We start from the raw sequence: 22,871 nt of genomic DNA, 5'->3' as shown, positions 1-22,871 counted from the left end.
CTTTCAAATAATTTCTGCGCAGAGTGTCGGACGACTTGCACCGATGTGCAAGGTCGGGAATCCTAGACTGGCAAGCAATGGCCAAGGTACTTATGAGATTATTATGGTAGATCAGACACTCAGCGGGAAAACCGCACTTATCACAGGCGCAAGCCGTGGCATCGGTGCGGCCGCCGCGCATGCATTTGCGCAGGCAGGCGCGAATGTAACACTAACTGCACGTAGCACAGATGACATAGACGCCATTGCCAAAGAGATCGGGGATCAGGCCATCGCAATTCCCTGCGACGTCGCGGATCCTGACGCTGTAAAAGCCGCCGTTGATCAGACGATCGACCGGTTCGGGGCGCTTGACATTCTGATCGGGAATGCGGGCATGATCGAACCGATTTCGATGCTTGCCGAGACTGATCTGGCCGCGTTTTCCAAGGCCGTTGATGTAAATTTTAAAGGTGTTTTCTACGGCATGAATGCGGTTCTGCCCCACATGATCGCGCGTGGAAGCGGCACGATTATCACCGTCTCGTCTGGGGCTGCACATGGTCCAATGGAAGGCTGGCCGACTTATTGCGCCACAAAAGCTGGGGCGTACATGTTAACGCGCGCCGCGGATCACGAAAACCGAGACAAAGGCGTCCGCGTGCTTGGTCTGTCCCCCGGCACGGTGGCAACCAAAATGCAGCGCGACATCAAAGCGTCCGGTGTCAATCGCGTGGCAGAGCTTGATTGGTCAGACCACATCCCGCCGGAATGGCCCGCGGCGGCCTTGGTCTGGATGTGCGGCGATGCAGCCGACCCGTATCTTGGGACAGACGTATCGCTGCGCGAAGACGAAATCCGTCGCATGGTTGGTCTTATATGATCGAATATCACTACGACGATCATGTTTCGACGATCACTATCAACCGACCCGAAAAAGCAAACGCCCTGACCAGCGCAATGCTGCGCGAATTGATCGATGCCGTTGAAAAGTCACGTGGATCTCGCGTGACGATCCTGACAGGCATAGGCAAGGTTTTCAGCGCAGGGGCGGCGTTGGAAGAAGTGCAGAACGGCCTTGCGACTGATCCGGCGTGGGAAATCCTTTCGCAATCAATTGCCGATCAAAAGGGCCTTACGATCTGCGCGCTGAACGGCACGTTGGCGGGCGGCGCGTTCGGTATGGCGTTGGCCTGCGATATACGGGTCGCAGTTCCCGATGCTCGTTTTTTCTATCCAGTCATGAAAATGGAAGTTTACCCCCAGCCGTCCGATCCCAAAAGGATGGAACACCTCATTGGCCCGTCGCGCACGAAGATGATGCTGTTGACCGCGCGCAAAATCGATGCCGAAACAGCCCTGCGTTGGGGTTTGATTGATGACATTGTAGCGCCCGACGACCTGATTCACCGCGCCCATGAACTTGCGGCGCCCGCAAAAGCAGCATCACTTGATCTCGTGGGCGGGATTAAGGACATGATCAAGCGCTGAACCTTGCCTTGCAAGCCAAACGCAGGCAAAACCGCTGTGAAATATGAGGGCGCCCATGGATCCGCAAGTTATTCTCGAACAATTTCTCGGCTATCTTGATCAGGGCATTGCGCTTGCAAAAAGTTGGTTGTTGTCGCCTGCCGCATGGTCCCAGTTTGGCCTGCTGATCGCGTCCTACCTGCTGGCAAGACTTGTCAACCGGATCGTTGCGCCGAAACTGACAAACCTGCTGACACCCCCCGCGGAAAGCACAAACATCTTCGCTAAAGCGCGGCGCTTTGTGTTGCAGTTCTTGCCGCTGATCCTACCGCTTTTAGCCTATGCGTTCACCGCCATGGGCGAAGCTGTGGTGACAGCAATGTTCGGCGCGGGCCCTGTCATTGGCTTTGGTAAGCGGGTCTTTCTTTTCCTGGCGATCAGGGCATTCGTCAAAGATATCCTGACCGATCCGTTCCTGCACCTTTTGGGCAAATTCGTTTTGATCCCTGTCGGCGCCCTTTACGCGCTCGGGATTCTTGATCCGGTCATTGTTTTACTTGGCGAAGCACGTGTCAGCATCGGGAACATCGGTTTCAGCGCCTTGGCATTGATACGGGGCGTTGTTGCAGGATCGCTCTTGTTTTGGCTTGGTCAGTGGTCGAACGGCCAGTCATCCGCGTTTCTGGATCGTCAGGAAATGCGTCCGGCGATCCGTCAACTGACGGTCAAAACCGCCGAATTCGTCATCTTCGGCATCGCATTCTTGCTACTGATGAACATCATGGGGATCGACCTTGGTACGCTCGCCGTCTTGGGTGGTGCTATTGGTGTTGGTCTGGGTTTTGGCCTCCAAAAAATCGCATCGAACTTCATCTCTGGTGTTATTTTGTTGATCGAAGGCCAAGCGACTGTCGGCGATTATGTTGAACTCGACGGTGGTGAAGCCGGCACCATCATTAAGATGACCGCGCGCGCTACGATTCTTGAAACCTACGATGGTCGTTGGATCGTTGTTCCGAACGAAGACTTCATTACAACGCGCGTTGTGAATTATTCGGATAGCGGATCGGCCAACCGGCTCGAGGTGCCATTCTCAGTGAGCTATGACACGGACATCAACCGTGTCCCCGACCTGATCGAAGCCGCTGTCGCCGCCCACCCGAACGTCCTGACAGCGCCTGAAAGACCCGATTGCGAATTGCGCGGCTTCGGCGATAGTGGCATCGATTTTGCGGTCGAATTCTGGGTTGAAGGGATTGATGACGGTGTCAACAAATACACCTCGGATGTCCTGTTTGTTGTTTGGAATACGTTGAAAGAAAACGGTATCGAGATTCCTTACCCGCACCGTGTCGTGGAAATCAAAGGTCAGATGCCTGTATGACCACCGCGCTTGTGATCGGGGCCGGACCTGCGGGTCTCATGGCCGCAGATGTGCTGTCGCAAGCGGAGATTGATGTAACGATTTGCGACGCAATGCCGTCGTTCGGGCGCAAATTTCTGATGGCGGGAAAGTCGGGCCTGAACCTGACCAAAGACGAACCAATAGACGCGTATATCGCGCGTTTTGGCCCCCTCCATCCGACCATGGAAGCGGCTTTGCGCCGTTTCGGCCCCGTCGAAGTTATGGCGTGGGCAGAAGACCTTGAGCAATCCATTTTTACTGGCTCAACAGGACGGGTTTTTCCGACAGCCATGAAGGCGTCGCCGTTGTTGCGGGCTTGGCTGGCGCGGCTTCGGGCCGCGAATGTCGTGTTCAATACCCGCTGGACATGGACCGGTTTTCAGGACGGCCATAGTAAATTTGAAACGCCGGATGGGGCGAAATCCATCGCCGCAGATATCACAATTCTCGCGATGGGCGGCGCAAGCTGGTCAAAACTTGGTTCAACCGGTGCGTGGGCTGAACACTTTGATGCTGTGGCCCCATTTAAGCCTGCCAATATGGGATTTCAGGTTGCGTGGTCGGATCATATGGAACCCTTCCTTGGAACCCCAATCAAAGCGACGGCGCTACATGCCGGTCGTACATCTAGCCGAGGCGAATGGGTCATATCGCGCAATGGTATCGAAGGCGGTGGCGTCTACGATTTATCGCGGAAAATACGCGATGGCGCACCGCTTCACGTCGATCTTTTCCCTGACCTGAGTCATCAAGATGTGCTCAGCAGGGTCAAAAAACGCCGCAGCAAGCAGAGTTTCCCGCAATTTCTGAAGAAAACCGTACGGCTTTCCCCGATAAAAACCGCGCTGTTCTACGAATTCACGAAAGGTGAGGATCTGAATGAAGCGGGCAAAATCGCTGATTTACTCAAGGCTTTGCCCGTCCCTATCCTTGCCCCGATGCCAATGGATGCAGCGATTTCGACGGCTGGTGGACTGCGCATTTCTGCATTGGATTCCCATTTCATGTTGCGCGATCAGCCAGGTCGATTTGCTGCAGGCGAAATGCTGGACTGGGAAGCCCCGACCGGCGGCTATTTGATCAGCGGTTGCCTTGCGACAGGTGAGGCCGCCGCACGAGGCGCGCTTTCTTGGCTGAAATCAATTTAAGCTGATTCAAAGAATCACGGTTGCCCTAACAGATGCCGTGAAATGACGGGCTTGATCAGCCAAGAGATTCGCAAAATCGCGCCGGAATGCGCCTTTTACGGGGAAAAACGCCACTTTCCGACCAAATTTGTGGCATTTTCAGCCGCTTGCCCACGTCCCAATTGCGACAAACTGTTGCGCGACCGCATCGCTTTTTAGCTTTTACGCCGGACAGTCGATACCGTTTCAAAACACTCCGACTGTGCGCGCTAACCATTTATTACAAACGTTACATCTCTGATTCACCAATAAAAATAGGCGTTCCAACGTCTGAACTGCTTTGAGTTGCGCCAAATCGGACAGCAAAAAACTAATCCGGACGGTTTTCCGCGCAAAAAGAAACCCTTGGGTCCCGCGCCGAAACCATTTAACCACTTGAGTTACACGAGCACGGTGGATAGAAAACCTGTGATCGTCCACAAAGTGCATTTAATTTGGAGTACCGACATGCGCCTCACAACTACTCTCGCTGCCGCAGCTGCTATCGCTGTTTCTGGTGTTGCTGCAAACGCTGGCGGCCTGGCCCCAGTAATCCCAGAAGCACCAGTTGTCATCGTTGACACACCTGCTCCTGCTGGTTCAATCAACTCTGGCTACATCGTGCTGGGCCTCTTGGCTGCACTCGTAGCAGCATCTGCTTCTTTCTAATCTGACGATTAGATTTGAGTTTAAAGGGCGAGCTACGGCTGGCCCTTTTTCATTTTAACTAAGGAATAATGACATGCGCTCTTTGAAAGTTCTCGCCGCTGCTGCGGTTTTGGCAACAACTGCTGTAACAGCTAACGCTGGCGGTTTGGCTCCAGCTCCGGCTCCAACACCTGTTGTGATCCCACAAGCACCAGCACCGGCACCTGCTGGTTCAATCAACTCTGGCTACATCGTATTGGGCCTCTTGGCTGCCTTGGTTGCTGCATCTGCATCTTTCTAAACCTCGCTGTTTAGACTACGTAAAAAGGGCTGGCATTTGCTGGCCCTTTTTTGATTCTACGGGGATAAATTTACATGAAACTTCTTAAGACTTCTCTTGCGGCTGCTTGCCTGCTTTCCATGACTGTCAGCACTGCACAGGCAGACAACGCTGCCGTGGTTATCAGCGACCAAATTGGTATTCCTGAAATTGGCCCCGATGTCGTGACGCTCGCTAGTCTGGCAGCCCTATTCGCCATCGCGAACGCCGCATCTGCGACGTCCACGACAAACTAATTCAACTCACTGAAACGTGCGTTAGGGGCCGTCCAAATTGGGCGGCCCAACCTGCTTTAACGACGTGCCATCATTGCAAGTCGTATCAAAACCCGTTCCATCAATGCCCGGTCTGGCGTCGCGCCCGACGAACGCATTTGCAGATCAGTGTCTGTCAGTGCAGTCAGCGCACGTTCAAGCCGGTCACGCCCCCAATTGCTGGCTTGGCGCACAATCTTATCGCGACGCGGCCCAAAGACAGGTGGACGCAGGCGTCCAACACCGGCAGCAGCGCCACCCGGATCAGATGCAGCGGCATGCAATTGCCGAAAGTGGCGCATCGCGCCGATACAAAGGGTCACGGGGGCCACGCCTTGCGCATACAAGTCCCGCAGGATTGGTCCAAGCTTATCCGCCTGCCCAGATGCCACGACCTCGAGCACATCGTCCACATCTACTTCCGCTGATTGCGGCGCGTTCGCCATGATGTCTTCAACACTTATCGGCGTCGCATCACCACGTTTGTACAGGCCGACCTTTTCAATCGTTTGCCGAAAATCACCCGGTTCCAATGAGCCGGCGAGCGCAAACAGGGCATCCATCACGTCCCTGCTTTGGACCTCAAGCCCGGCGTCCCGCAACGACTGTTCAATATCATCACGACTAGGTGGATCGTCATATATCCCGACCGCAACCGCATTTCGGTGACCTTCAAACACCTTTCGCAAAGCAGACTTTGCAGTCAATTGGCCCGCTGTGACGATGACCTGCGCGTCCCCCGGCTGCCAATCCGCAAGTGCTGCATCAATAACTTTCGACACCCCGTCTGTCGCATCTTCCACGAACGCAACGCGATGGCCGGGGAAAAAACCTTGCGCCTTTATCGCATCATTCAGGATCGCAGGATCTTTGCGTAGTTCGGCCCCTGGGATACGGGTCAGTCGCATTTCTTCGTCACCATTCGGCCCGACAAGGGCTGCGATGACCTCTTGCCGTTTCCCCGCAACGCGCATGGGATCTGCGCCAAAAATAAGCAGTCCGGTATGGGTTTTGTCGGGGTTGCGAAAATATCCGTTTGCTGCGGCACCAGCCAGCTTCATCGCGGCACCTCTAACAGAGCCAAGCGTTGACTAATCAGGTCAGCCAATGCGACCGCAAGCCGGGCCTGTGCGTCGCTTTCGACAGCTTGGGTTGCCGCAGTTGATCCGGTCGCGGAGTAGCTTGTGAAAGTTTGCTCTAGCCCTTCGCCGATTTTTTCTCCGGCTTGATCAACAAGCGTCCACGTCGCATTTCCTGTCAAATTAAAGCGCGTGCTATCACCATCGACCGTAATCGTTGCCGGAACAGGTTCGATCTGCGGGACCACTGTCAGTCGGTATTGCGCAGCCGTAGCAGAACCAAATATCGCCTCAAGCCTTTCGGCCAAACGGAAACCAATAACGCTGTCCGGTGCATCAACCACGATGGTGTTCTGCCACCGCGCTGCAGCACCATTGGGACCATGCAAAGGCATCACCGCACAGCCGGCCATCGTGACAATGGCGGCCAGCAAACAGAGGCGACGCCTAGACCACAATGTTCACAATCCGGCCTGGCACGACGATCACTTTTTTCGGGGTTGCCCCATCAAGCGCACGGATTACGGTTTCGTTCGACATGGCAAGCGCTTCAACCGATGCTTTGTCCACATCTGCCGCCACTGCGATTTCCGCTTTCCGTTTGCCGTTGACCTGCACCGGCATCGTCACTGTGTCTTCGACCAACATGCTTTCATCCGCGACCGGCCAAGGGGCCGTTGCAATCAAGCCCTCGCCACCCAGCAGAGACCAGATTTCCTCAGACAAATGCGGTGTCATCGGCGACATTAACTGTGCAAGCGTGAGCGTTGCTTCGCGTTTCGCCACTGCACTTGCTTTAGATTTCGCAAGCACACCAGTGAAACCGTAAAGCTTTGCAATCGCTGCATTAAAGCCAAAGCTTTCGACGCCGTTGGTCACGTCCATGATTGCCTTGTGCATTGCACGCAGCAGATCAGCGTCTTGCGCCGCATCGCCGCCTTCAAGTGCCGCGACATCATTTGCGATCCGCCAAACGCGAGACAGGTGCTTGTGCGTCGCTTCGGCCCCCGACGCCGTCCATTCCACGTCACGCTCTGGCGGGCTGTCGGACAACACAAACCACCGTGCCGTATCAGCGCCATAGGTCGCGAGGATATCATCGGGATCAACTACGTTCTTCTTAGATTTCGACATTTTCGCGGAAGGGATGATTTCAACATCGGTTCCATCAGCGAGCTTGCCTTCGGTCACATCCGTCGGGAAATGATAGACAGGGCGTCCATCAGCGCCTTTGGTTTGGTAAATCTCGTGGGTCACCATGCCTTGCGTAAACAACGCGTCAAACGGTTCTTCGCTGCCCTGTGGCAGGTGGCCTGTCATCCGCATGGCCCGCGCGAAGAAACGGGAATAAAGCAGGTGCAGAATCGCGTGTTCGATACCGCCGATGTATTGATCGACGTTCATCCAATACGCAGCTTCTTCGATATCAACCGGCGTCGCGGCACCTGGTGAGGTGAAGCGCGCGTAGTACCAAGACGAATCGACAAATGTGTCCATCGTGTCGGTTTCGCGCTGCGCATCAGCCCCGCATTTCGGGCACTTACAGTCACGCCATGTTGGATGTCGGTCAAGCGGGTTGCCCGGAATATCAAAGCTAACATCATCAGGCAGTTTGATCGGCAGGTTTTCTTTCGCCTCGGGCACCGCCCCACAAGAATCGCAGTGGACGATCGGGATCGGGCAGCCCCAATAGCGTTGACGAGACAGGCCCCAGTCACGCAAGCGAAACTTGGTGACGCCTTGACCCACGCCATTTGCCTCGCAGAAATCGACGGCCGCTTCGACAGCTTCGTCTCCATTCTGTTCGGTCTCGCCAGCGAACCCTTTGAGATAAGTGACCTTATCAGTTTTGCCCGGCACAAATGCCTCGGTCAGTGCGACGTCTTCTTTGCCCGGCTCCGCGAAAACAGGCGTGATTGGCAGGTCGTATTTCGTCGCGAATTCGAAGTCGCGTTGATCATGCGCGGGGCAGCCGAAAATAGCGCCTGTACCGTAATCCATCAGGATGAAGTTCGCGATATAGACAGGCAATTCCCATGCGTTATCAAATGGATGACGCACTCGCAGGCCCGTGTCATAGCCCAGCTTTTCAGCCTTCTCGACCGCTTCGGCAGTGGTGCCGCCTTTGCGACATTCCGCGCAGAACGCTGCGATTTCGGAGCTATCCGCCTCCAGCTGCTTGGCCAGCGGATGATCTGGAGAGATACCAACGAAGGAAGCGCCGTTCAGCGTATCCGGACGGGTCGTGTAAACCTCGACCCGGTCGTGGCCATCAGGGCCGTCGATGACAGAGAAACCAAACTGCAAACCGCGCGATTTGCCGATCCAGTTCGACTGCATCAGTTTGACCTTCGCAGGCCAGTTGTCGAGCGTATCCAGAGCGGACAGCAATTCGTCAGAATAGTCGGAGATCTTAAAGAACCATTGCACCAATTCGCGGCGTTCAACCTCTGCGCCAGACCGCCAGCCTTTGCCGTCGATGACCTGTTCATTGGCCAGAACCGTCATATCGATTGGGTCCCAGTTCACGACTGCCTTTTTGCGATAGATCAAATCTTTCTCAAGGAAATCAATGAACAAGGCCTGCTGCTGGCCGTAGTATTCAGGATCACATGTCGCAAATTCACGCGACCAATCCAGCGACAGGCCCAGCGGGCGCATCTGCGATTTCATGTGCTCGATGTTGCCGTAGGTGTATTCCTTGGGATGAATGCCCGTGGCCATCGCCGCGTTTTCCGCTGGCATCCCAAAGGCATCCCAGCCCATCGGGTGCAGGACGTTGTGACCTGTCGACAGTTTATAGCGCGCGATCACGTCGCCCATCGTGTAATTGCGGACGTGGCCCATGTGCAGGTTCCCCGATGGGTATGGGAACATCTCCAACACGTAGTACTTCGGCTTATCGCCGCTGCGTATCGCCTTGAAAGTTTCGGCGTCCGTCCACGCGGCCTGCCATTTGGCTTCGATTTCTGATGGGGAATACGTGGACATATGTCTGGTCTTTCAATGGAAACACGGGCTGTAAGCTTTGCATTTTCATAAAGGCCTATGGGCCGAAAGACTAGTGCGTCCAAAGACGTGTCCACAAAAAGAAAGAGCCGCCCCAAAGGGCGGCTCAAACTTAATAAGTGTCGGTCGACTTAGAATGTGAAGTCAACTTGAACAGTCACACCTGGATCGTATTCACCAGCGCCGATTTCGTCGCCTTGGTCGCCATCTTCGTCAGCTGCGTATACGAAAGTAGCAGTTGCACCGCCACCGAGGTCGTATGTTGCACCAGCGTAGTAGTCAACGTCGTCGCCTTCGTTTTCGTTCAACGCACCAGCAAGAACAGTCAAGCCATTGCCAACGTCGTAAGAACCTTCAACCTTGTACTTTTCAGTACCTTGGTCGTCTTGGTAATCAACAGAAGCTGCGATTGGACCTGAAGAGTAAGCAACGTTTACACCGTAGTTTGCGTCGGCATCGCCTTCGTCAACGTAGTAAACTGTACCAACAACTGGACCGAACGGGTATGCAACCTTGATACCAGTGGACTGTGTGTCGTCAGTCATGTTGTCAGCGTATGCAAGCGTGATTGTTGCGTTAGCAACAGTTACAGCTGCAGATACACCCAAGATTTCGTCAGCGTTGAAGTCGCCGTCTGTATCAACGTAGTCTGTTTCTTCCTGGTAAGCGGCTGTGATAGTCGCGATACCGAAAGTCGCTGCTGCGCCGAAAGACAGCTGCTCAGCAGTGTTGTTCGCATCATCAACCAGGTAAGAGATAGACGCGTCTACACCACCGAAAGAAACGTCGCCGCGCAGTGCTGCGGAGTCGTTGCCAGATGTGAAGCCATCAGATTCCATGTCGCCAGCAGAAGCCCAGCGCTTGTTAGCAGCTGTACCTGTGTCGCCGTAGAACAAAGAAGCGGAGTCGCTTTCCAAAGATACAACGAAGTCAGAAGACACAAGATCGCTTGTGTAGTCGTTGTTCGCTGTGTCATCGTCTTCATCAACTGTGAATTCGAAGTACGCGCCAGCTGTCAGGCCGTTGTCCAGCTCTGCAGAAGCAGTAGCGGATACGTTGCCTTCCCAGAAGAAGCCGTCTTCGCCAACACCGTCAACTTCATCGTTATAACCAAGTGTTGCGGACAGACCGAAATCAACGCTTGCGTGACCGTCAGCTGCAGCGGCGCCAGCGAAGGCGACCAGGGCAGTAGAGGTAAGAAGGATGCTTTTCATGGATAATTCCCTCGTGTTTGCATTCCCAAGATGCCAGATCGTCTAGCATTGAGTGTGTAATTGCGCCCAAGTGGCTGCACACTCAAGTAATTTGGGCCAATGTTTGGCGGGTCTATGAAAAATGGTGCATCAAGGACACACACCGGTTTTGGCAGTTTGCGGAATGACAAGCACGCACAAACCCCCTATTTCGTTGCCTAGAACGAATATCAAAACAATAACAGGACCCTGTAATGTCGCTGATGGATATCAAAGAGCGCATCAACCGCGCCGAAACAAAGGCGAACCGGCCAAAAGGTGATGTCACGCTTATTGCGGTTTCTAAAGTGCAACCCAATGCACGCGTTGAGGCGATTCTTTCTGAAGGTCACCGCGTCTTTGGCGAAAACAAGGTACAGGAAGCGGCTGGCAAATGGCCTGCGTTCCGCGAAACATATAATGATGTCGATCTTCACCTGATTGGACCGCTGCAAACCAACAAGGCCCGTCAAGCGATGACACTTGCACAGGCGATCCACACACTTGACCGGCCAAAACTTGCAACAACAATCGCACGCATCGCTCAAGAGATCGGAAGCTGCCCTGATCTGTTCATTCAGGTGAACACCGGCGAAGAACCGCAGAAAGCAGGTGTATTACCGTCCGAAGCCGACACCTTTATCAAAGACGCGATCGCGCTTGATTTGCCGATCAAAGGCCTGATGTGCATTCCACCGGCGGAAGAAGAACCATCCTTACACTTCGCATTGCTTGCCAAAATCGCTGGCCGCAATGGATTGGCAGGCCTGTCCATGGGCATGAGCGGAGATTTCGAAAGCGCGATTGCCTTAGGCGCGACACATGTTCGCGTTGGATCAGCTATCTTCGGTGACCGCGTTTATGACTAACACCTACGCCCCACCCCAAGATCCACTTGTGATCCTGTACGACGATCACGAAGTCGTTCTTGTCGATAAGCCAAGCGGGCTTTTGTCTGTTCCGGGTAAGGGTGAACATCTGGCGGACTGCCTGATCACCCGTGTGCAGGCGGTATACCCACAGGCTTTGCTGGTTCACCGCCTTGATCGGGACACGTCCGGGGTCATGATTTTCGCGCTAACGCCACACGCTCAGCGCCACCTCGGCTTGCAGTTTGAAAAACGTCAGACGAAAAAGACCTATGTGGCCCGTGTTGCAGGAGGTATCGCAGAAAAAACTGGTACAGTTGATCTGCCACTTATCGTCGACTGGCCCAATCGCCCAAAACAGATGGTTTGCCATGAAACCGGCAAACAAGCCGTGACCGATTGGCGGGTCATCCGCAGTAGCGATACAGAAACGCGGGTCCGCCTAATGCCAAAAACGGGCCGGTCCCACCAACTACGTGTACATATGCTGGCGATGGGGCATCCCATTCTTGGCGATCCGTTCTATGCGACAGGCGACGCACTGAACCATCCGAGATTGATGCTGCATTCCGAGACATTCCAGTTTCGGCACCCTGACGGCGGACAAGGCACCCGCATCACGGCCAAGGCACCATTCTAGCAAATTCGATGATCTGTCGGGGGTGCGCTCTGTCGTGCGCGTCCTTATATATCGACAAGAACCGCATGAAAGGATACTACTATGAGCTTGCGTATTAACGATACCATTCCAAACCTGACCGTCGAAACCGATCAAGGCAGCTTTGCTTTGCACGATTGGATCGGCGATAGCTGGGCGATCCTTTTCTCGCACCCCAAAGACTTTACGCCGGTATGCACGACCGAATTTGGCGCAGTGGCGCAACTAGCCGACGAATGGGCCAAACGCGGCACAAAGGTGATCGGCGTGTCCGTCGACGGTGTCGAAGACCATAAGAAATGGAAAACCGACATCGAAACCGTTGGCGGCGCTGCAGCAGGTTTTCCAATTATCGCGGACACTGGACTTGAAGTGTCTAAGGCGTTCGACATGCTTCCAGCGGAAGCGTACCTGCCAGATGGACGCACGCCAGCGGACAGCGCGACAGTCCGTTCAGTGTTTATCATTGGCCCAGACAAACAGCTGAAACTGTCGATGACCTACCCAATGACCGTCGGGCGCAATTTTGCCGAAGTGCTGCGCGCCCTCGATGGTCTACAGACATCCACAGGACGTGGCGTTGCGACACCAGCGAACTGGAATGTTGGGGACGACGTCATCATTCCCGCCACATTGAGCGATGAAGACGCGACAGCGAAATTTGGCGATTTTGAAAAAGTGCTACCATACTTGCGCAAGACAAAGCTCTAAACGGCGTTATCGCTGTTGGAACTGAAAGAGCCTCGCAAGTGATTGCGAGGCTCTTTTTCTTAGAAGATATAGACGCGCGTGTTCACAGGCACCTGATCGTAAAGTTCTTCGACATGCGGGTTGATCAACCGAACGCAACCTGACGAAAAGTTCTGACCAATCGTCCAAGGCTGTGGCGTGCCATGGATGCGGTAATATGTGTCGCGACCGCCCTCATACAGGTACAGCGCGCGCGCACCCATTGGATTTTGCGGGTGACCTCCGGGCAAACCGCGCCGATAGGGCGCGTATAGCTCTGGTTCAAGATTGATCATGTTTTGCGTCGGAATCCAGCTGGGCCATTCGGCCTTACGGCGGATCGTCAGAACCCCCGTATAGTTCCGCCCCTGATTACCAAGCGCAATGCCGTAACGACGGGCACGACCATTGCCAAGCGTCCAATACAGATAGAAATCTTCCTTAACGACATGAATTTCGCCTGCTGGCAATTCGGGGTTTACGTCCACTTCTTGGGGCCGGAAACGACGCGGTAGCTGGACGACTGTGGGTGTCGCTATCGCGGGCGTCGCGAGGATAGACGCCACTGCGCTTGCAGTGAATTGACGGCGTGTCAGCATTTGGGGTCCTGCTCAGGTCTATTGCTGTCTGTTTTGAAGCAATCATTAGGCCAAACAGATTACCGAACCAACAAAATGCAAAGTACCGGCCCAATTAGGGCCGGTACTGTAGGGTTCCTGCATCACTTTGTGGTGCTAGACGTCACGTGGATACAGGTAAACTTTCGAACGCATCGGCGTGCGGTTGTACAGATCTACAACGAATTCATTCGTAAGGCGCGCGCAGCCGTTTGAAACCGCAGTGCCAATTGTGCGGGGCGCATTTGTCCCGTGAATGCGGAGATACGTGTCGCCACGGCCCGGTTCAAATAGGTAAAGCGCACGCGCACCTAGCGGGTTGTCCGGCCCGCCTTCGAGCCCGTCTGCGTATTTTTCATACGCCTCTGGATCACGTTCAATCATTTCCGGTGTCGGCGTCCAGCTAGGCCATTCTTTCTTGGCACCAACATAGAAGCTACCCGGTTCGTACAATCCTGGACGACCAACACCGACGGCGTAGCGCATTGCCTGATCGCCACCCAGTGTCAGGTAAAGGCGGAATGTGTTTGGATCCATATGGATTTCATTGGCGGCGACGGCGCCTGCCAAAGTAACCAAAGTTGGCGCAAGAGGATCAGCAGGTACAACTGGCGCTTCTGGCGCTGGCGCGGCCGCCTCTTGTGCAAAAGCAGGGTGAGCGCCAAACGCGGTGATGGCAGCACCCGTGGCAATAAAATGACGTCTTGTCAGCATAAGGTTTTCCCCCGAAGAATCTGCGCTGGTTTGTTCGTATCTAGCGTCATCCCGACCGGAATTCAGATCAAATATGAGTGAACCGATTTTGGTGATGCAAACCAACAACAGCCTTATCTGCTCACAATTATGCCGACGAGGGGGAAAAATCACGAAGCGGTATCAGAATCGATACCCCACCGACAGGTTGATGTATGGATAAGCCGCAAAATTGGCGGCGTCAGCGCGGGCGTCTTGCACATCCGGATCGGCATCAATTGCGGCCTGAAGCGCAGCGCTGTCCCCAGTAATTTCAATGTCGAAACCGCCTACAAAGACAGCCCCAATTTCACTACTTAATACCCACTCATCGTTTATCGGGTAATCGTACCCAACAGAAACCAAAGGGGCGGCAGTTCGATTGAATTCGGCAACACTGGTTGCTGTGCCGCTGTCAAAGCTTTGCCCGTCATATTCGATCGGGTCACTGGCTGACCCTGATATCGTTGTTTCAATGCTTGTTCTGCTAAACACCAGACCGCCTGAAAACCGCCAGTCAGCATCCATGGGAGAATAATCAAAGATCATTGTCATTGCACCCAGTGCGGCATCGATATCGTAATTGTTCCCGTTTTCGGTTTGTGTGTCATTCAGCTGAAGGCCACCCATCCATCCAGCACGTGCGCGCCAATCGGGAGTCATCTGGTATCCCCCTTCGAAGGACAAACCAAATGTAGAGACCCCGCTCCATGCGGTGACGTCACCGATGTTTTGCGCTTTCAACGGCCCCGCCAGCATACCCAACATCATGAGAACCCAAATTCTTATTCGCATCAAAGACCCTTTCAAGTTTAGGGCAAACTAGCCGGAACAAGTAAACAAATAAAAAAGCCCCGATGAACACATCGGGGCTTTTTCAAATCTTTCAAAGAAGGATTACTCTTCAGCAGCTTCTTCTTTTGTGATCTCTTTACCAGTTTCCTGATCAACCATTTTCATAGCAAGACGGACTTTGCCGCGATCATCAAAGCCGAGCAGTTTCACCCAAACTTCTTGACCTTCTTTCAGAACGTCAGATGGGTGGTTCAGGCGACGGTTTTCGATCTGAGAGACGTGCACAAGGCCGTCACGCTTACCAAAGAAGTTCACAAACGCGCCGAAATCGACGAGCTTCACTACTTTGCCTTTGTAGATCACGCCTTCTTCTGGCTCAGCCACGATGGAATGGATCATGTCGTAGGCCTTTTTGATGGCCTCCGCATCGTTGGACGCCAGTTTGATGATACCGTCGTCGTTGATGTCCACTTTCGCGCCGGATGTCTCAACAATTTCACGGATCACTTTACCACCAGAACCGATCACTTCACGGATCTTGTCAGTTGGGATCTGCATCGTTTCGATCTTCGGTGCGTGTACGCCCAGATCTTTCGCGCCTGTCAGCGCTTTGCCCATCTCACCGAGAATGTGCAAACGGCCAGCTTTCGCCTGTGCCAGCGCCTTGGACATGATTTCCGGCGTGATACCCGCGATTTTGATGTCCATCTGCAAAGATGTGATACCGTTTTCAGTACCCGCAACTTTAAAGTCCATGTCGCCGAGGTGATCTTCGTCACCCAAGATGTCGGACAGGATCGCGTAGTCGCCATCGTCTTCCATCACCAGACCCATCGCAACACCAGCAACTGGTGCTTTCAACGGAACGCCAGCGTCCATCATGGACAAAGACCCACCACAAACGGACGCCATTGACGACGACCCGTTGGATTCAGTGATCTCAGACACCAAACGGATGGTGTATGGGAAATCAGTTGCGGACGGCAGAACAGCCTGCAACGCACGCCAAGCCAGTTTACCGTGGCCGATTTCACGACGACCCGGACCACCAACACGACCAACTTCACCAACTGAATACGGTGGGAAGTTATAATGAAGCATGAAGTTCGACTTATACATACCAGTCAATGAGTCGATCATCTGCTCATCGTCGCCAGTACCAAGCGTCGTCACAACAAGACCCTGTGTCTCACCACGTGTAAACAAGGCAGAGCCGTGTGTCCGTGGCAGGATGCCTGTCTCGGAAACGATCGGGCGAATCGTGTCGAGAGCACGACCGTCGATGCGCTTGCCGTTTTTGACAACATCACCGCGCAGAACCGCAGATTCCAGCTTCTTCAGAGCAGCGCCCAGGTTGCCGTCTTCTTGTTGCTCTTCGGACAAAGATGCGATGATATCGTCCTTGGCGGTAGAAACTGCACCGGTACGTTCTTGCTTGTCCGTGATCGCATAAGCGGCACGCATTTTGTCTTCGCCAGCGGCTTTGACAGCGTTAAACAGGTCGGAATAATCTTCAGGCTGGAAATCGAATGGCTCTTTTGCGCACTCTTCGGCCAGATCAATGATCAGGTCGATGACCGGCTGAATGCTTTCGTGGGCGAACGTCACCGCACCGAGCATTTCTTCTTCGGTCAATTCGTATGCTTCAGATTCAACCATCATCACGGCATCTTTTGTACCGGCAACAACAAGGTCCAAACGCTGCTCTGGGTTCAGGCGCAGGTTGTGCATATCGTCGATTTCTGGGTTCAGGATGTATTCACCATCCTCAAAACCGACGCGACACGCGGCAATCGGGCCGCGGAATGGTGCACCGGAAATGGTAAGTGCCGCGGATGCGGCGATCATCGCAACCATATCTGGGTCGTTAACCAGATCGTGGGACAGCACAGTACACATCACCAGAACTTCGTTTTTGAAGCCAGGGACGAACAATGGGCGAATTGGACGGTCGATCAGGCGGGATGTCAGCGTCTCTTTTTCAGTTGGGCGCGCTTCACGCTTGAAGAAGCCACCAGGTACTTTACCGGCAGCATAGTATTTTTCTTGATAATGTACGGTCAGCGGAAAGAAATCCTGACCAGGCTTTTGCTTGCGTGCAAATGTGACGTTCGCCATCACAGATGTTTCGCCAAGCGTCGCAATGACAGAGCCGTCAGCCTGACGCGCAACCTTGCCGGTTTCGAGAGTGAGCGTTTCTTCGCCCCACTGCATCGATTTTTTTACTTCGTTAAACATATATGTTTTCCTTTTGGCCCGATGGGGCCTTTTGCGTAGGGGGCGTATTCCCCCTCAATCCGGTATCTTCTTTTGTCGGCGCTGGACTGCGGGCGCCGGTCTTCCAAGATGGGCGGGCCATACACCGGATTGACCCGATTGGGAAGCATTATGGTTTTTTAGACCATGAAAGAGATGAACACCCCATCAACCCACGCGCCAAACCCGTAAAATTGCCGATGATCTGTACTTGGACCACATGGCGCTGCCGCGAAAAAATGTGGATACCGACCAGCAGGAACCGTTTTTGCGGCGCGGCGGGCATTGCCACGGTGACAGCAACGTCAAATTCCACCCCAGTGTCCGGCCGCTCGCGCGCGAACAGGTCTTCGTCGGTGGGTTGGGTGGCGAAATCGGGCGGGCCTTTCTTTGGCGTGATACCGACACTGCCGAACTAAATGTTTCGACTGAATTGTTGGTAACACGCTTTGGCCTGCGTCAGTCCGATAAAGCCGCTGCGGCCCTTGGCGCTTGGTTGACGGAGCTCAAAACCGAAATCGGAACAAACGGTCTAGATATTCTAGACCTCGCGTACATAGAAAATCGCATGGGACCTTGGGCGAATGTCCAATTCTGCGCGGACCCAACTGTTGTGCGCTATGCTCCGATGTTCACCTACGAAACCTCGGCGTTGATGCGCGGCCTACCCGCCGACTGGAAACGAAATGGGACTTTAGGGATCGCTATGATCCAACGGTTGTGGCCGGAGCTAAGCCAGTACCCCTACAATTCCCTCGGCCCAGTGCGCGACATTTGGGTGAAAATTCAACGGGTCATCGCCAATCCAGCCATTGTCGCCAAAAAACTACGACAACTGAAACACTAAACCCCATAGCTTTGAACAAGTCCCATTGAAAGCAAGCTCCACCCGTCCGCCACAACAAAAAACGACAGTTTAAAGGGAAGCGAAACGATTGCAGGCGGCACCATCATCATCCCCATCGACATCAGAATGGCCGCAACAATGAGATCGATAATCAGGAACGGCAAAAAGATAATAAACCCGACCTGAAATGCACGCGCAAGTTCGCTCAACATAAACGACGGGATCACGACGGACAGGTTGGACTGAACGATCGGCAAGGTCGGATCAACATCCGGTCGCAGCTCAGCCATGCGTTCGAAGGTTTCAGGGTTAATCCGACCCGCCATAAAAATCTTCAACGGCTCCATTGCGCGGAAGAAGCCTGTTTCAATGTCCATAACACCATCAACGACCGGACCGACTCCCTGCTCCCAAGACGCAATGAAAACAGGTTCCATGACAAAGTAGGTCATGAATAACGCAAGGCTGACCATCATCATATTTGGTGGCGACTGCTGCAAACCAATCGCTTGTCGCAAGATCGCAAAGACGGTGACGAAGAATGGAAAGCAGGTCACCATAATTGCGATGCCCGGCACCAAACTGAGCACAGTGATCAGGACGAGCAACTGGATCGACCGCGACGCCAAAGAGGTATCGTCGCCCAGTGTTATCGAGAAATCTTGCGCGACTGATGGCGACGCCCAAAAAGCGATACACAGTAACGTAATGCACAAAAACCGCACGTTATTCCAACTCGTCGTTGTGAACGGCGACCTCTGTCAGCCGCACCGCAAGTTGCCCCGGTTCACCGCCCTCCAGTTCTTGCAGTTCTCCGCGGGCAATCAGTCGATCGCCGATATAAAGCTCTACGGGATCATCAATTTTACGATCCAGCGGTAAGACTGCGTTTTCCGTTAGGTTCATCAGATCAGAGATCAGCGGCGTTGCCTTGCCGACGGAAACCGATATCTCGATTGGGATGCGTTGCAGAGGATGTACCGACGCATGTCCAGTGGTCTGTTTTTCGACGACATCTTCCATCTTATGAAGCTTCCTTCGCTGGGGTAATCAAGATTTTCGAATGATGTTTGATGGCCGCGTGTAAGGCATCAAAATCAATGGACGTTTCGTGTCCGCCACCCATGAAAAACGCCGCGTGCTCTGTTAAGGTGGGATCTGCTTCAATTACAAAATCAGACAAATCGAGGTCACTAATGACGGCCTGAGACACGCCAATTTGATCCGGTGGCAGGCGGAGGACAATGGGATGTGTGCTGTCGCGTTCAATTGCATCCTGCAAGAGTTGGCGCAACTTCAGATGAAAAGCGGGCGCAAGCAACTCAGGCAAAACCTGTTCCAAAATAGCGGTAACGTAGTTCGCTGTGCCATTCGAAAAATGCGATTGCGCCTCTTCGTACCCAAACATGCCATCGACCAGTGATTCTGCGACTTTTGCGCGTAACTGCGATTGTTCGCTCTGATGCGCCAGATTTGCTGCCTCTTGCCCATCCCGGAATCCGTCATCATATGTCGTAATATTTTCTGGATGCTCAGTCTGCCTCAGATTCAGTCCATCAAAGCTTTCAAGACTTAAGGATGACACCATTTATGCGGGCTCCTTCCGCTCAGGATCGTCCATCCAATTTTCAAGAATTTGCAGCGTTTCATTCTCCCGATCCGTGATCATGTCCTGCAATCTTGTGACTGGGTCATCTGCGGCGCTTCCACCCATGTCACCAAAACCTAAACCGTCGTCGCTTGGCCCTTCGATCGACATCATGTCCGGAAAGGCGGACATCATTTGTGGGGCATCGTCTTCAACGAAACTGGTGCTTTCCGCCCCTTCATCAGGCGGTGGCAAGGCTGCCATTCCGGGCTTCGGTGACAAAATAGGTTTCACGACAAACAATCCGAGGATCAGCGCAACTGCGGCCAAAACCCCGATTTGAATGAGTTGCATCATGTCTAAAGATGACGTCGAAATACTGTCGGCGAATACTTCTGTCCCTAATTCAGGGATTGGCTCAAATGGCATTGATCGCAAAGTGATTTGGTCACCTCTTGCCTCGTCGAAGCCGACGGCAGACGTTACCAATTCTTGTAGATCAGCCAATTCTTCGTCCGACCGTGGTTCAACTGTTGTGGTTCCATCAGGGTTCTTGATCACCGCGTCATTGATCAATACCGCCACAGTTAGACGCTTAACCGCTCCCGGCATTCGCCTGATTTCCCTTTGCGTTTCAGAGACCTCAAAATTTGTGAGCGCGCGTGTTTCGCTATTCTCATTATTGGCTGTTCCGCCGCTGGCTGCGTCACCGTCTGGAAGATTGGACGCAACAGTCACCTCCCCGCCGCGAGAATCTTCCGATTTTTCCGCGCTTTCCTGAACCTCTGTACTAATCGCTACGCGGCTGTCAGGATCCACCGTGCGTTCGGATATCGTCTCAGAATCAGTGACTGTTTCCATTGTGAGTTCGACAACCGCATTCCCTGCCCCCACCCGCGCCAACAATAGCCTTTCAGCTCGCGCACGAAGAATATCAGCTTGCTCATTATCCACAGCGGCGCCGGGCAAATCATCGGCGCCTGACAAAAGCCCCGCAGTAGCATCAATAATTGCGACATTTTCAGGAACCAACCCACTGACAGCAGAGGCAACAAGGTACTGGAGTGCCTTGACTTGACTGGCGGAAATTATCCCTGTGGATGACTGCACTGTCACTGCAGCGCTTGGTGGTTCCAATCGCTGAAATGATCGCGTCGACGCAGAGGAAATATGAACTCTCGCGCTACGGAAGCGCGGGTTCGCAACAATTGTACGCGCAAGCTCCCCTTCTTTTGCCCGCCAATACGTCGCATCGAACATTTGGGACGTTGTCGAAAACCCGCTGAGATTGTCTAACAATTCGTAACCGTTGACTGCACTGACCGGCAAACCCTGCCCCGCCAGAACAAGTCTAAGCGAATCACGCGCGGTCGTTTCGACATAAATTGCTCCACCGCGCACTTCATATACGACACCTTGTTGGTCAAGCGCAGTTAGTACGTCACCTGCCGCGCTTGGTTCTAGCCCCCCGAACAACAGAGACATGTCTCGCGCGCCAGGGGATTGCACAAGAAACAAGACTACCAAGAACACACCGATACTCGAGCCAATCGCCGCGACCCGCTGCCCGATGCTCAACCGATTCCAAACGTCGAGTAAATTTTGCAAATCAGTTCTCCGATCAAACAGAGGCCTTCTGCCTCCAACAATCGATTGATTGCATGCAAACAATTAATAACGAGTTAGGGCTTCTTTGGTTAAATCGCGTCAAGAGACATTTAATGGAGTCGCAACATGACCGACGCTGCCGAACTAGAGGTGCCACCACCGCCCAAAAAATCGAAACTTCCGCTAATCCTAGGGTTTGTCTTGTTGCTGGCAGGGGCTGGAGGGGGCTTCACCCTCGTAAAGATCGGCTTCATCGGAGGGAAAACAAATGAGGTTGCCGGAAGTTCTACAGAAACGTTGGATATTCCGCCCGAAAGCGAAGATGTGGCCTTCGTCCCATTAGACCCCATGGTAATTACACTATCCAGCGGGCCGGACAGGCAATTACTTCGTTTTACAGCCCAGCTAGATGTCAACCCAGCCGCAGTAGAAGAAGTCGAGAAAATTAAGCCGCGAATTATCGACATCTTAAACGGTTATTTAAGAGCTCTAGAAGTAGAAGATCTCGAAGCACCAGCTGCGCTGATTAAAATTCGCTCGCAGATGTTGCACCGCGTCAGAATCGTTGCCGGTGAAAACCGCGTCAATGACTTACTGGTAATGGAATTTGTACTTAATTAGGGGGCGCCAGAATGGCCTTCATATCAGATATACTATTGTCTGCAGGCGCATTTGGCGTTGCCATTTATTGCATGATCTTATCACGAAGGTTGCGCCGGTTCACAAGCCTTGAAGGCGACATCGGAAAAGCAATAAAAACGATGTCGGTCCAAATTAGCGAACTGAACCTATCGTTACGCCGGGCGCAAGAGAATGGAAATCAATCAGTTCGGCGATTAAACGCAGGCAGTCAGAGGGCGGAAGAAGCCGCCAAGCATTTAGAATTACTTGTTGCATCGCTTCACAGCTTGCCATCTGCGGAGAAGCATCAACAAGCGTCAAATCCATTCTTCGCACGGCGCGAACCGCAATCTGCGAGCGACGAATGAGCATTCTAAATCGAAAAAAGCACTATAGTAGTTCGCTTGGCGCACTCGCAACAATACTAATAGTATCCGGAATCGTTCGCTCCTCGGAACAGCAGTTTTTTGCATTTGCTCAAGACGCAGATATTTCCAATTTAGCTGCATCATCTAGCACAACCGAGATCATCGGTATTCCATTTAACAGCGAAGCGATTGAAACAATTCTCGCTGCCTTCGAAGTTCGTGAAGCGGATTTATTGGAACGCGAAGCAGAATTAAGAATACTAAAGGATGATCTAAGCCAATCGGAACTACGTATTTCCGAAAAAATATCAGAACTCACAATCATTGAGCAAAAACTCGCTAGCACCTTAGCACTAGCGGACACCGCGGCCGAAAGTGACTTGGCGCGGTTAGCAACTGTTTACGAAAACATGAAGCCGAAGGATACTGCCGCCTTGTTTTCCGAAATGGCACCCGGCTTTGCTGCTGGTTTTCTCGGGCTAATGCAAGCCGAAGCTGCGGCGGCCGTAATGACGGAACTAGAACCGGAAAATGCGCACACCATTAGCGTCATGCTTGCGGGTCGAAATGCCAATGCGTTCAATTTTGAATGACTGCCCAT

26 protein-coding genes are annotated in these 22,871 nt (G+C 53.2%); 14 read left to right on the top strand and 12 right to left on the bottom strand.

The window, feature by feature from the left end:
* Positions 1-103: 103 nt before the first annotated feature.
* From AC0L7R_RS02505 to AC0L7R_RS02475, 7 genes are all read left to right on the top strand, one after another.
* Positions 104-862 carry an SDR family NAD(P)-dependent oxidoreductase gene (locus tag AC0L7R_RS02505; protein ID WP_473658656.1) on the top strand — a complete coding sequence of 253 codons (759 nt, stop codon included), beginning with the start codon at positions 104-106 and terminating at the stop codon, positions 860-862.
* The gene (locus AC0L7R_RS02500) at positions 859-1,470 is read left to right on the top strand and encodes an enoyl-CoA hydratase-related protein (RefSeq protein ID WP_473658655.1); all 612 of its coding nucleotides are present in this window, start codon (positions 859-861) and stop codon (positions 1,468-1,470) included. The genes AC0L7R_RS02505 and AC0L7R_RS02500 overlap by 4 nt, the downstream gene beginning before the upstream one ends.
* Positions 1,471-1,525: 55 nt before the next feature.
* Positions 1,526-2,833, top strand: a complete 1,308-nt coding sequence (locus tag AC0L7R_RS02495) for a mechanosensitive ion channel domain-containing protein (RefSeq protein WP_473658654.1) — start codon at positions 1,526-1,528, stop codon at positions 2,831-2,833.
* On the top strand, positions 2,830-4,002 hold the full coding sequence (locus tag AC0L7R_RS02490) for a TIGR03862 family flavoprotein (RefSeq protein ID WP_473658653.1): 1,173 nt from the start codon (positions 2,830-2,832) through the stop codon (positions 4,000-4,002). The genes AC0L7R_RS02495 and AC0L7R_RS02490 overlap by 4 nt, the downstream gene beginning before the upstream one ends.
* A 486-nt stretch (positions 4,003-4,488) precedes the next feature.
* Positions 4,489-4,689: a hypothetical protein gene (locus AC0L7R_RS02485; RefSeq protein ID WP_183523790.1), complete on the top strand. Its 201-nt coding sequence runs from the start codon at positions 4,489-4,491 to the stop codon at positions 4,687-4,689.
* A 73-nt stretch (positions 4,690-4,762) separates the two neighbouring features.
* Positions 4,763-4,969, top strand: a complete 207-nt coding sequence (locus AC0L7R_RS02480) for a hypothetical protein (protein ID WP_247127664.1) — start codon at positions 4,763-4,765, stop codon at positions 4,967-4,969.
* 74 nt (positions 4,970-5,043) lie between these two features.
* Positions 5,044-5,244: a hypothetical protein gene (locus AC0L7R_RS02475; RefSeq protein ID WP_473658652.1), complete on the top strand. Its 201-nt coding sequence runs from the start codon at positions 5,044-5,046 to the stop codon at positions 5,242-5,244.
* Between the two features lie 56 nt (positions 5,245-5,300).
* Here the strand turns inward: AC0L7R_RS02475 and holA are convergent, their stop codons facing one another.
* The 4 genes from holA to AC0L7R_RS02455 form a co-directional block, all read right to left on the bottom strand.
* On the bottom strand, positions 5,301-6,323 hold the full coding sequence (gene holA / locus AC0L7R_RS02470; RefSeq protein ID WP_473658651.1) for a DNA polymerase III subunit delta: 1,023 nt from the start codon (positions 6,321-6,323) through the stop codon (positions 5,301-5,303).
* Complete coding sequence (gene lptE, locus AC0L7R_RS02465; protein ID WP_473658650.1) at positions 6,320-6,775, bottom strand: LPS assembly lipoprotein LptE; 456 nt, start codon at positions 6,773-6,775, stop codon at positions 6,320-6,322. The genes holA and lptE overlap by 4 nt, the downstream gene beginning before the upstream one ends.
* 13 nt (positions 6,776-6,788) lie before the next feature.
* Entirely contained in the window at positions 6,789-9,332 is a 2,544-nt protein-coding gene (gene leuS, locus AC0L7R_RS02460; protein ID WP_473658649.1) for a leucine--tRNA ligase, read from the bottom strand.
* A gap of 149 nt (positions 9,333-9,481) precedes the next feature.
* Positions 9,482-10,564: a porin gene (locus AC0L7R_RS02455; protein ID WP_348108092.1), complete on the bottom strand. Its 1,083-nt coding sequence runs from the start codon at positions 10,562-10,564 to the stop codon at positions 9,482-9,484.
* Between the two features lie 233 nt (positions 10,565-10,797).
* Between AC0L7R_RS02455 and AC0L7R_RS02450 the strand changes: the two genes are divergently transcribed.
* The 3 genes from AC0L7R_RS02450 to AC0L7R_RS02440 all read left to right on the top strand — a co-directional run bounded on the left by AC0L7R_RS02450 (position 10,798) and on the right by AC0L7R_RS02440 (position 12,820).
* Positions 10,798-11,451 carry a YggS family pyridoxal phosphate-dependent enzyme gene (locus AC0L7R_RS02450; protein ID WP_348108093.1) on the top strand — a complete coding sequence of 218 codons (654 nt, stop codon included), beginning with the start codon at positions 10,798-10,800 and terminating at the stop codon, positions 11,449-11,451.
* The gene (locus tag AC0L7R_RS02445; RefSeq protein ID WP_473658648.1) at positions 11,444-12,091 is read left to right on the top strand and encodes a pseudouridine synthase; all 648 of its coding nucleotides are present in this window, start codon (positions 11,444-11,446) and stop codon (positions 12,089-12,091) included. Before AC0L7R_RS02450 ends, AC0L7R_RS02445 begins: the two co-directional genes overlap by 8 nt.
* An 81-nt stretch (positions 12,092-12,172) precedes the next feature.
* Positions 12,173-12,820, top strand: a complete 648-nt coding sequence (locus AC0L7R_RS02440) for a redoxin domain-containing protein (protein WP_473658647.1) — start codon at positions 12,173-12,175, stop codon at positions 12,818-12,820.
* 59 nt (positions 12,821-12,879) lie between these two features.
* On the opposite strand, the gene AC0L7R_RS02435 is transcribed toward AC0L7R_RS02440, so the two are convergent.
* The 4 genes from AC0L7R_RS02435 to pnp form a co-directional block, all read right to left on the bottom strand.
* A complete protein-coding gene (locus tag AC0L7R_RS02435) occupies positions 12,880-13,437 on the bottom strand; it encodes a L,D-transpeptidase (protein ID WP_247127672.1) in 558 nt (185 codons plus the stop codon).
* A gap of 135 nt (positions 13,438-13,572) precedes the next feature.
* Positions 13,573-14,169, bottom strand: a complete 597-nt coding sequence (locus tag AC0L7R_RS02430; protein WP_473658646.1) for a L,D-transpeptidase — start codon at positions 14,167-14,169, stop codon at positions 13,573-13,575.
* A gap of 162 nt (positions 14,170-14,331) precedes the next feature.
* Positions 14,332-14,982, bottom strand: a complete 651-nt coding sequence (locus AC0L7R_RS02425; protein WP_473658645.1) for a hypothetical protein — start codon at positions 14,980-14,982, stop codon at positions 14,332-14,334.
* 102 nt (positions 14,983-15,084) lie between these two features.
* A complete protein-coding gene (pnp, locus tag AC0L7R_RS02420; protein ID WP_473658644.1) occupies positions 15,085-17,220 on the bottom strand; it encodes a polyribonucleotide nucleotidyltransferase in 2,136 nt (711 codons plus the stop codon).
* A 238-nt stretch (positions 17,221-17,458) separates the two neighbouring features.
* Here pnp and AC0L7R_RS02415 point away from each other — a divergent pair, with 238 nt between their 5' ends.
* On the top strand, positions 17,459-18,085 hold the full coding sequence (locus AC0L7R_RS02415) for a hypothetical protein (protein WP_473658643.1): 627 nt from the start codon (positions 17,459-17,461) through the stop codon (positions 18,083-18,085).
* On the opposite strand, the gene fliP is transcribed toward AC0L7R_RS02415, so the two are convergent.
* Genes fliP through fliF form a run of 4 tightly spaced genes read right to left on the bottom strand, consistent with a single transcriptional unit; the run spans position 18,082 to position 21,281 of the window.
* Positions 18,082-18,810, bottom strand: coding sequence for a flagellar type III secretion system pore protein FliP (gene fliP / locus AC0L7R_RS02410; RefSeq protein WP_473658642.1), 729 nt, complete (start codon positions 18,808-18,810; stop codon positions 18,082-18,084). The two genes, AC0L7R_RS02415 and fliP, sit on opposite strands and share 4 nt — an antisense overlap.
* Before the next feature lies 1 nt (position 18,811).
* Complete coding sequence (locus AC0L7R_RS02405; RefSeq protein WP_473658641.1) at positions 18,812-19,108, bottom strand: FliM/FliN family flagellar motor switch protein; 297 nt, start codon at positions 19,106-19,108, stop codon at positions 18,812-18,814.
* Position 19,109: 1 nt separating this feature from the next.
* A complete protein-coding gene (locus tag AC0L7R_RS02400) occupies positions 19,110-19,673 on the bottom strand; it encodes a FliH/SctL family protein (protein ID WP_473658640.1) in 564 nt (187 codons plus the stop codon).
* Entirely contained in the window at positions 19,674-21,281 is a 1,608-nt protein-coding gene (fliF, locus tag AC0L7R_RS02395) for a flagellar basal-body MS-ring/collar protein FliF (protein ID WP_473658639.1), read from the bottom strand.
* 126 nt (positions 21,282-21,407) lie between these two features.
* On the opposite strand from fliF, the gene AC0L7R_RS02390 reads away from it, so the two are divergent.
* From AC0L7R_RS02390 to AC0L7R_RS02380, 3 genes are read left to right on the top strand one after another with little or no spacing between them, the layout of a single operon-like run.
* On the top strand, positions 21,408-21,902 hold the full coding sequence (locus AC0L7R_RS02390; protein WP_473658638.1) for a flagellar basal body-associated FliL family protein: 495 nt from the start codon (positions 21,408-21,410) through the stop codon (positions 21,900-21,902).
* Between the two features lie 11 nt (positions 21,903-21,913).
* Entirely contained in the window at positions 21,914-22,270 is a 357-nt protein-coding gene (locus AC0L7R_RS02385; RefSeq protein ID WP_473658637.1) for a hypothetical protein, read from the top strand.
* Positions 22,267-22,863: a MotE family protein gene (locus AC0L7R_RS02380; RefSeq protein WP_473658636.1), complete on the top strand. Its 597-nt coding sequence runs from the start codon at positions 22,267-22,269 to the stop codon at positions 22,861-22,863. The genes AC0L7R_RS02385 and AC0L7R_RS02380 overlap by 4 nt, the downstream gene beginning before the upstream one ends.
* Positions 22,864-22,871: the final 8 nt, after the last annotated feature.

This window comes from Yoonia sp. D2-7 (assembly GCF_055809435.1).
This window is presented reverse-complemented; position numbering and strand designations above follow the sequence as displayed.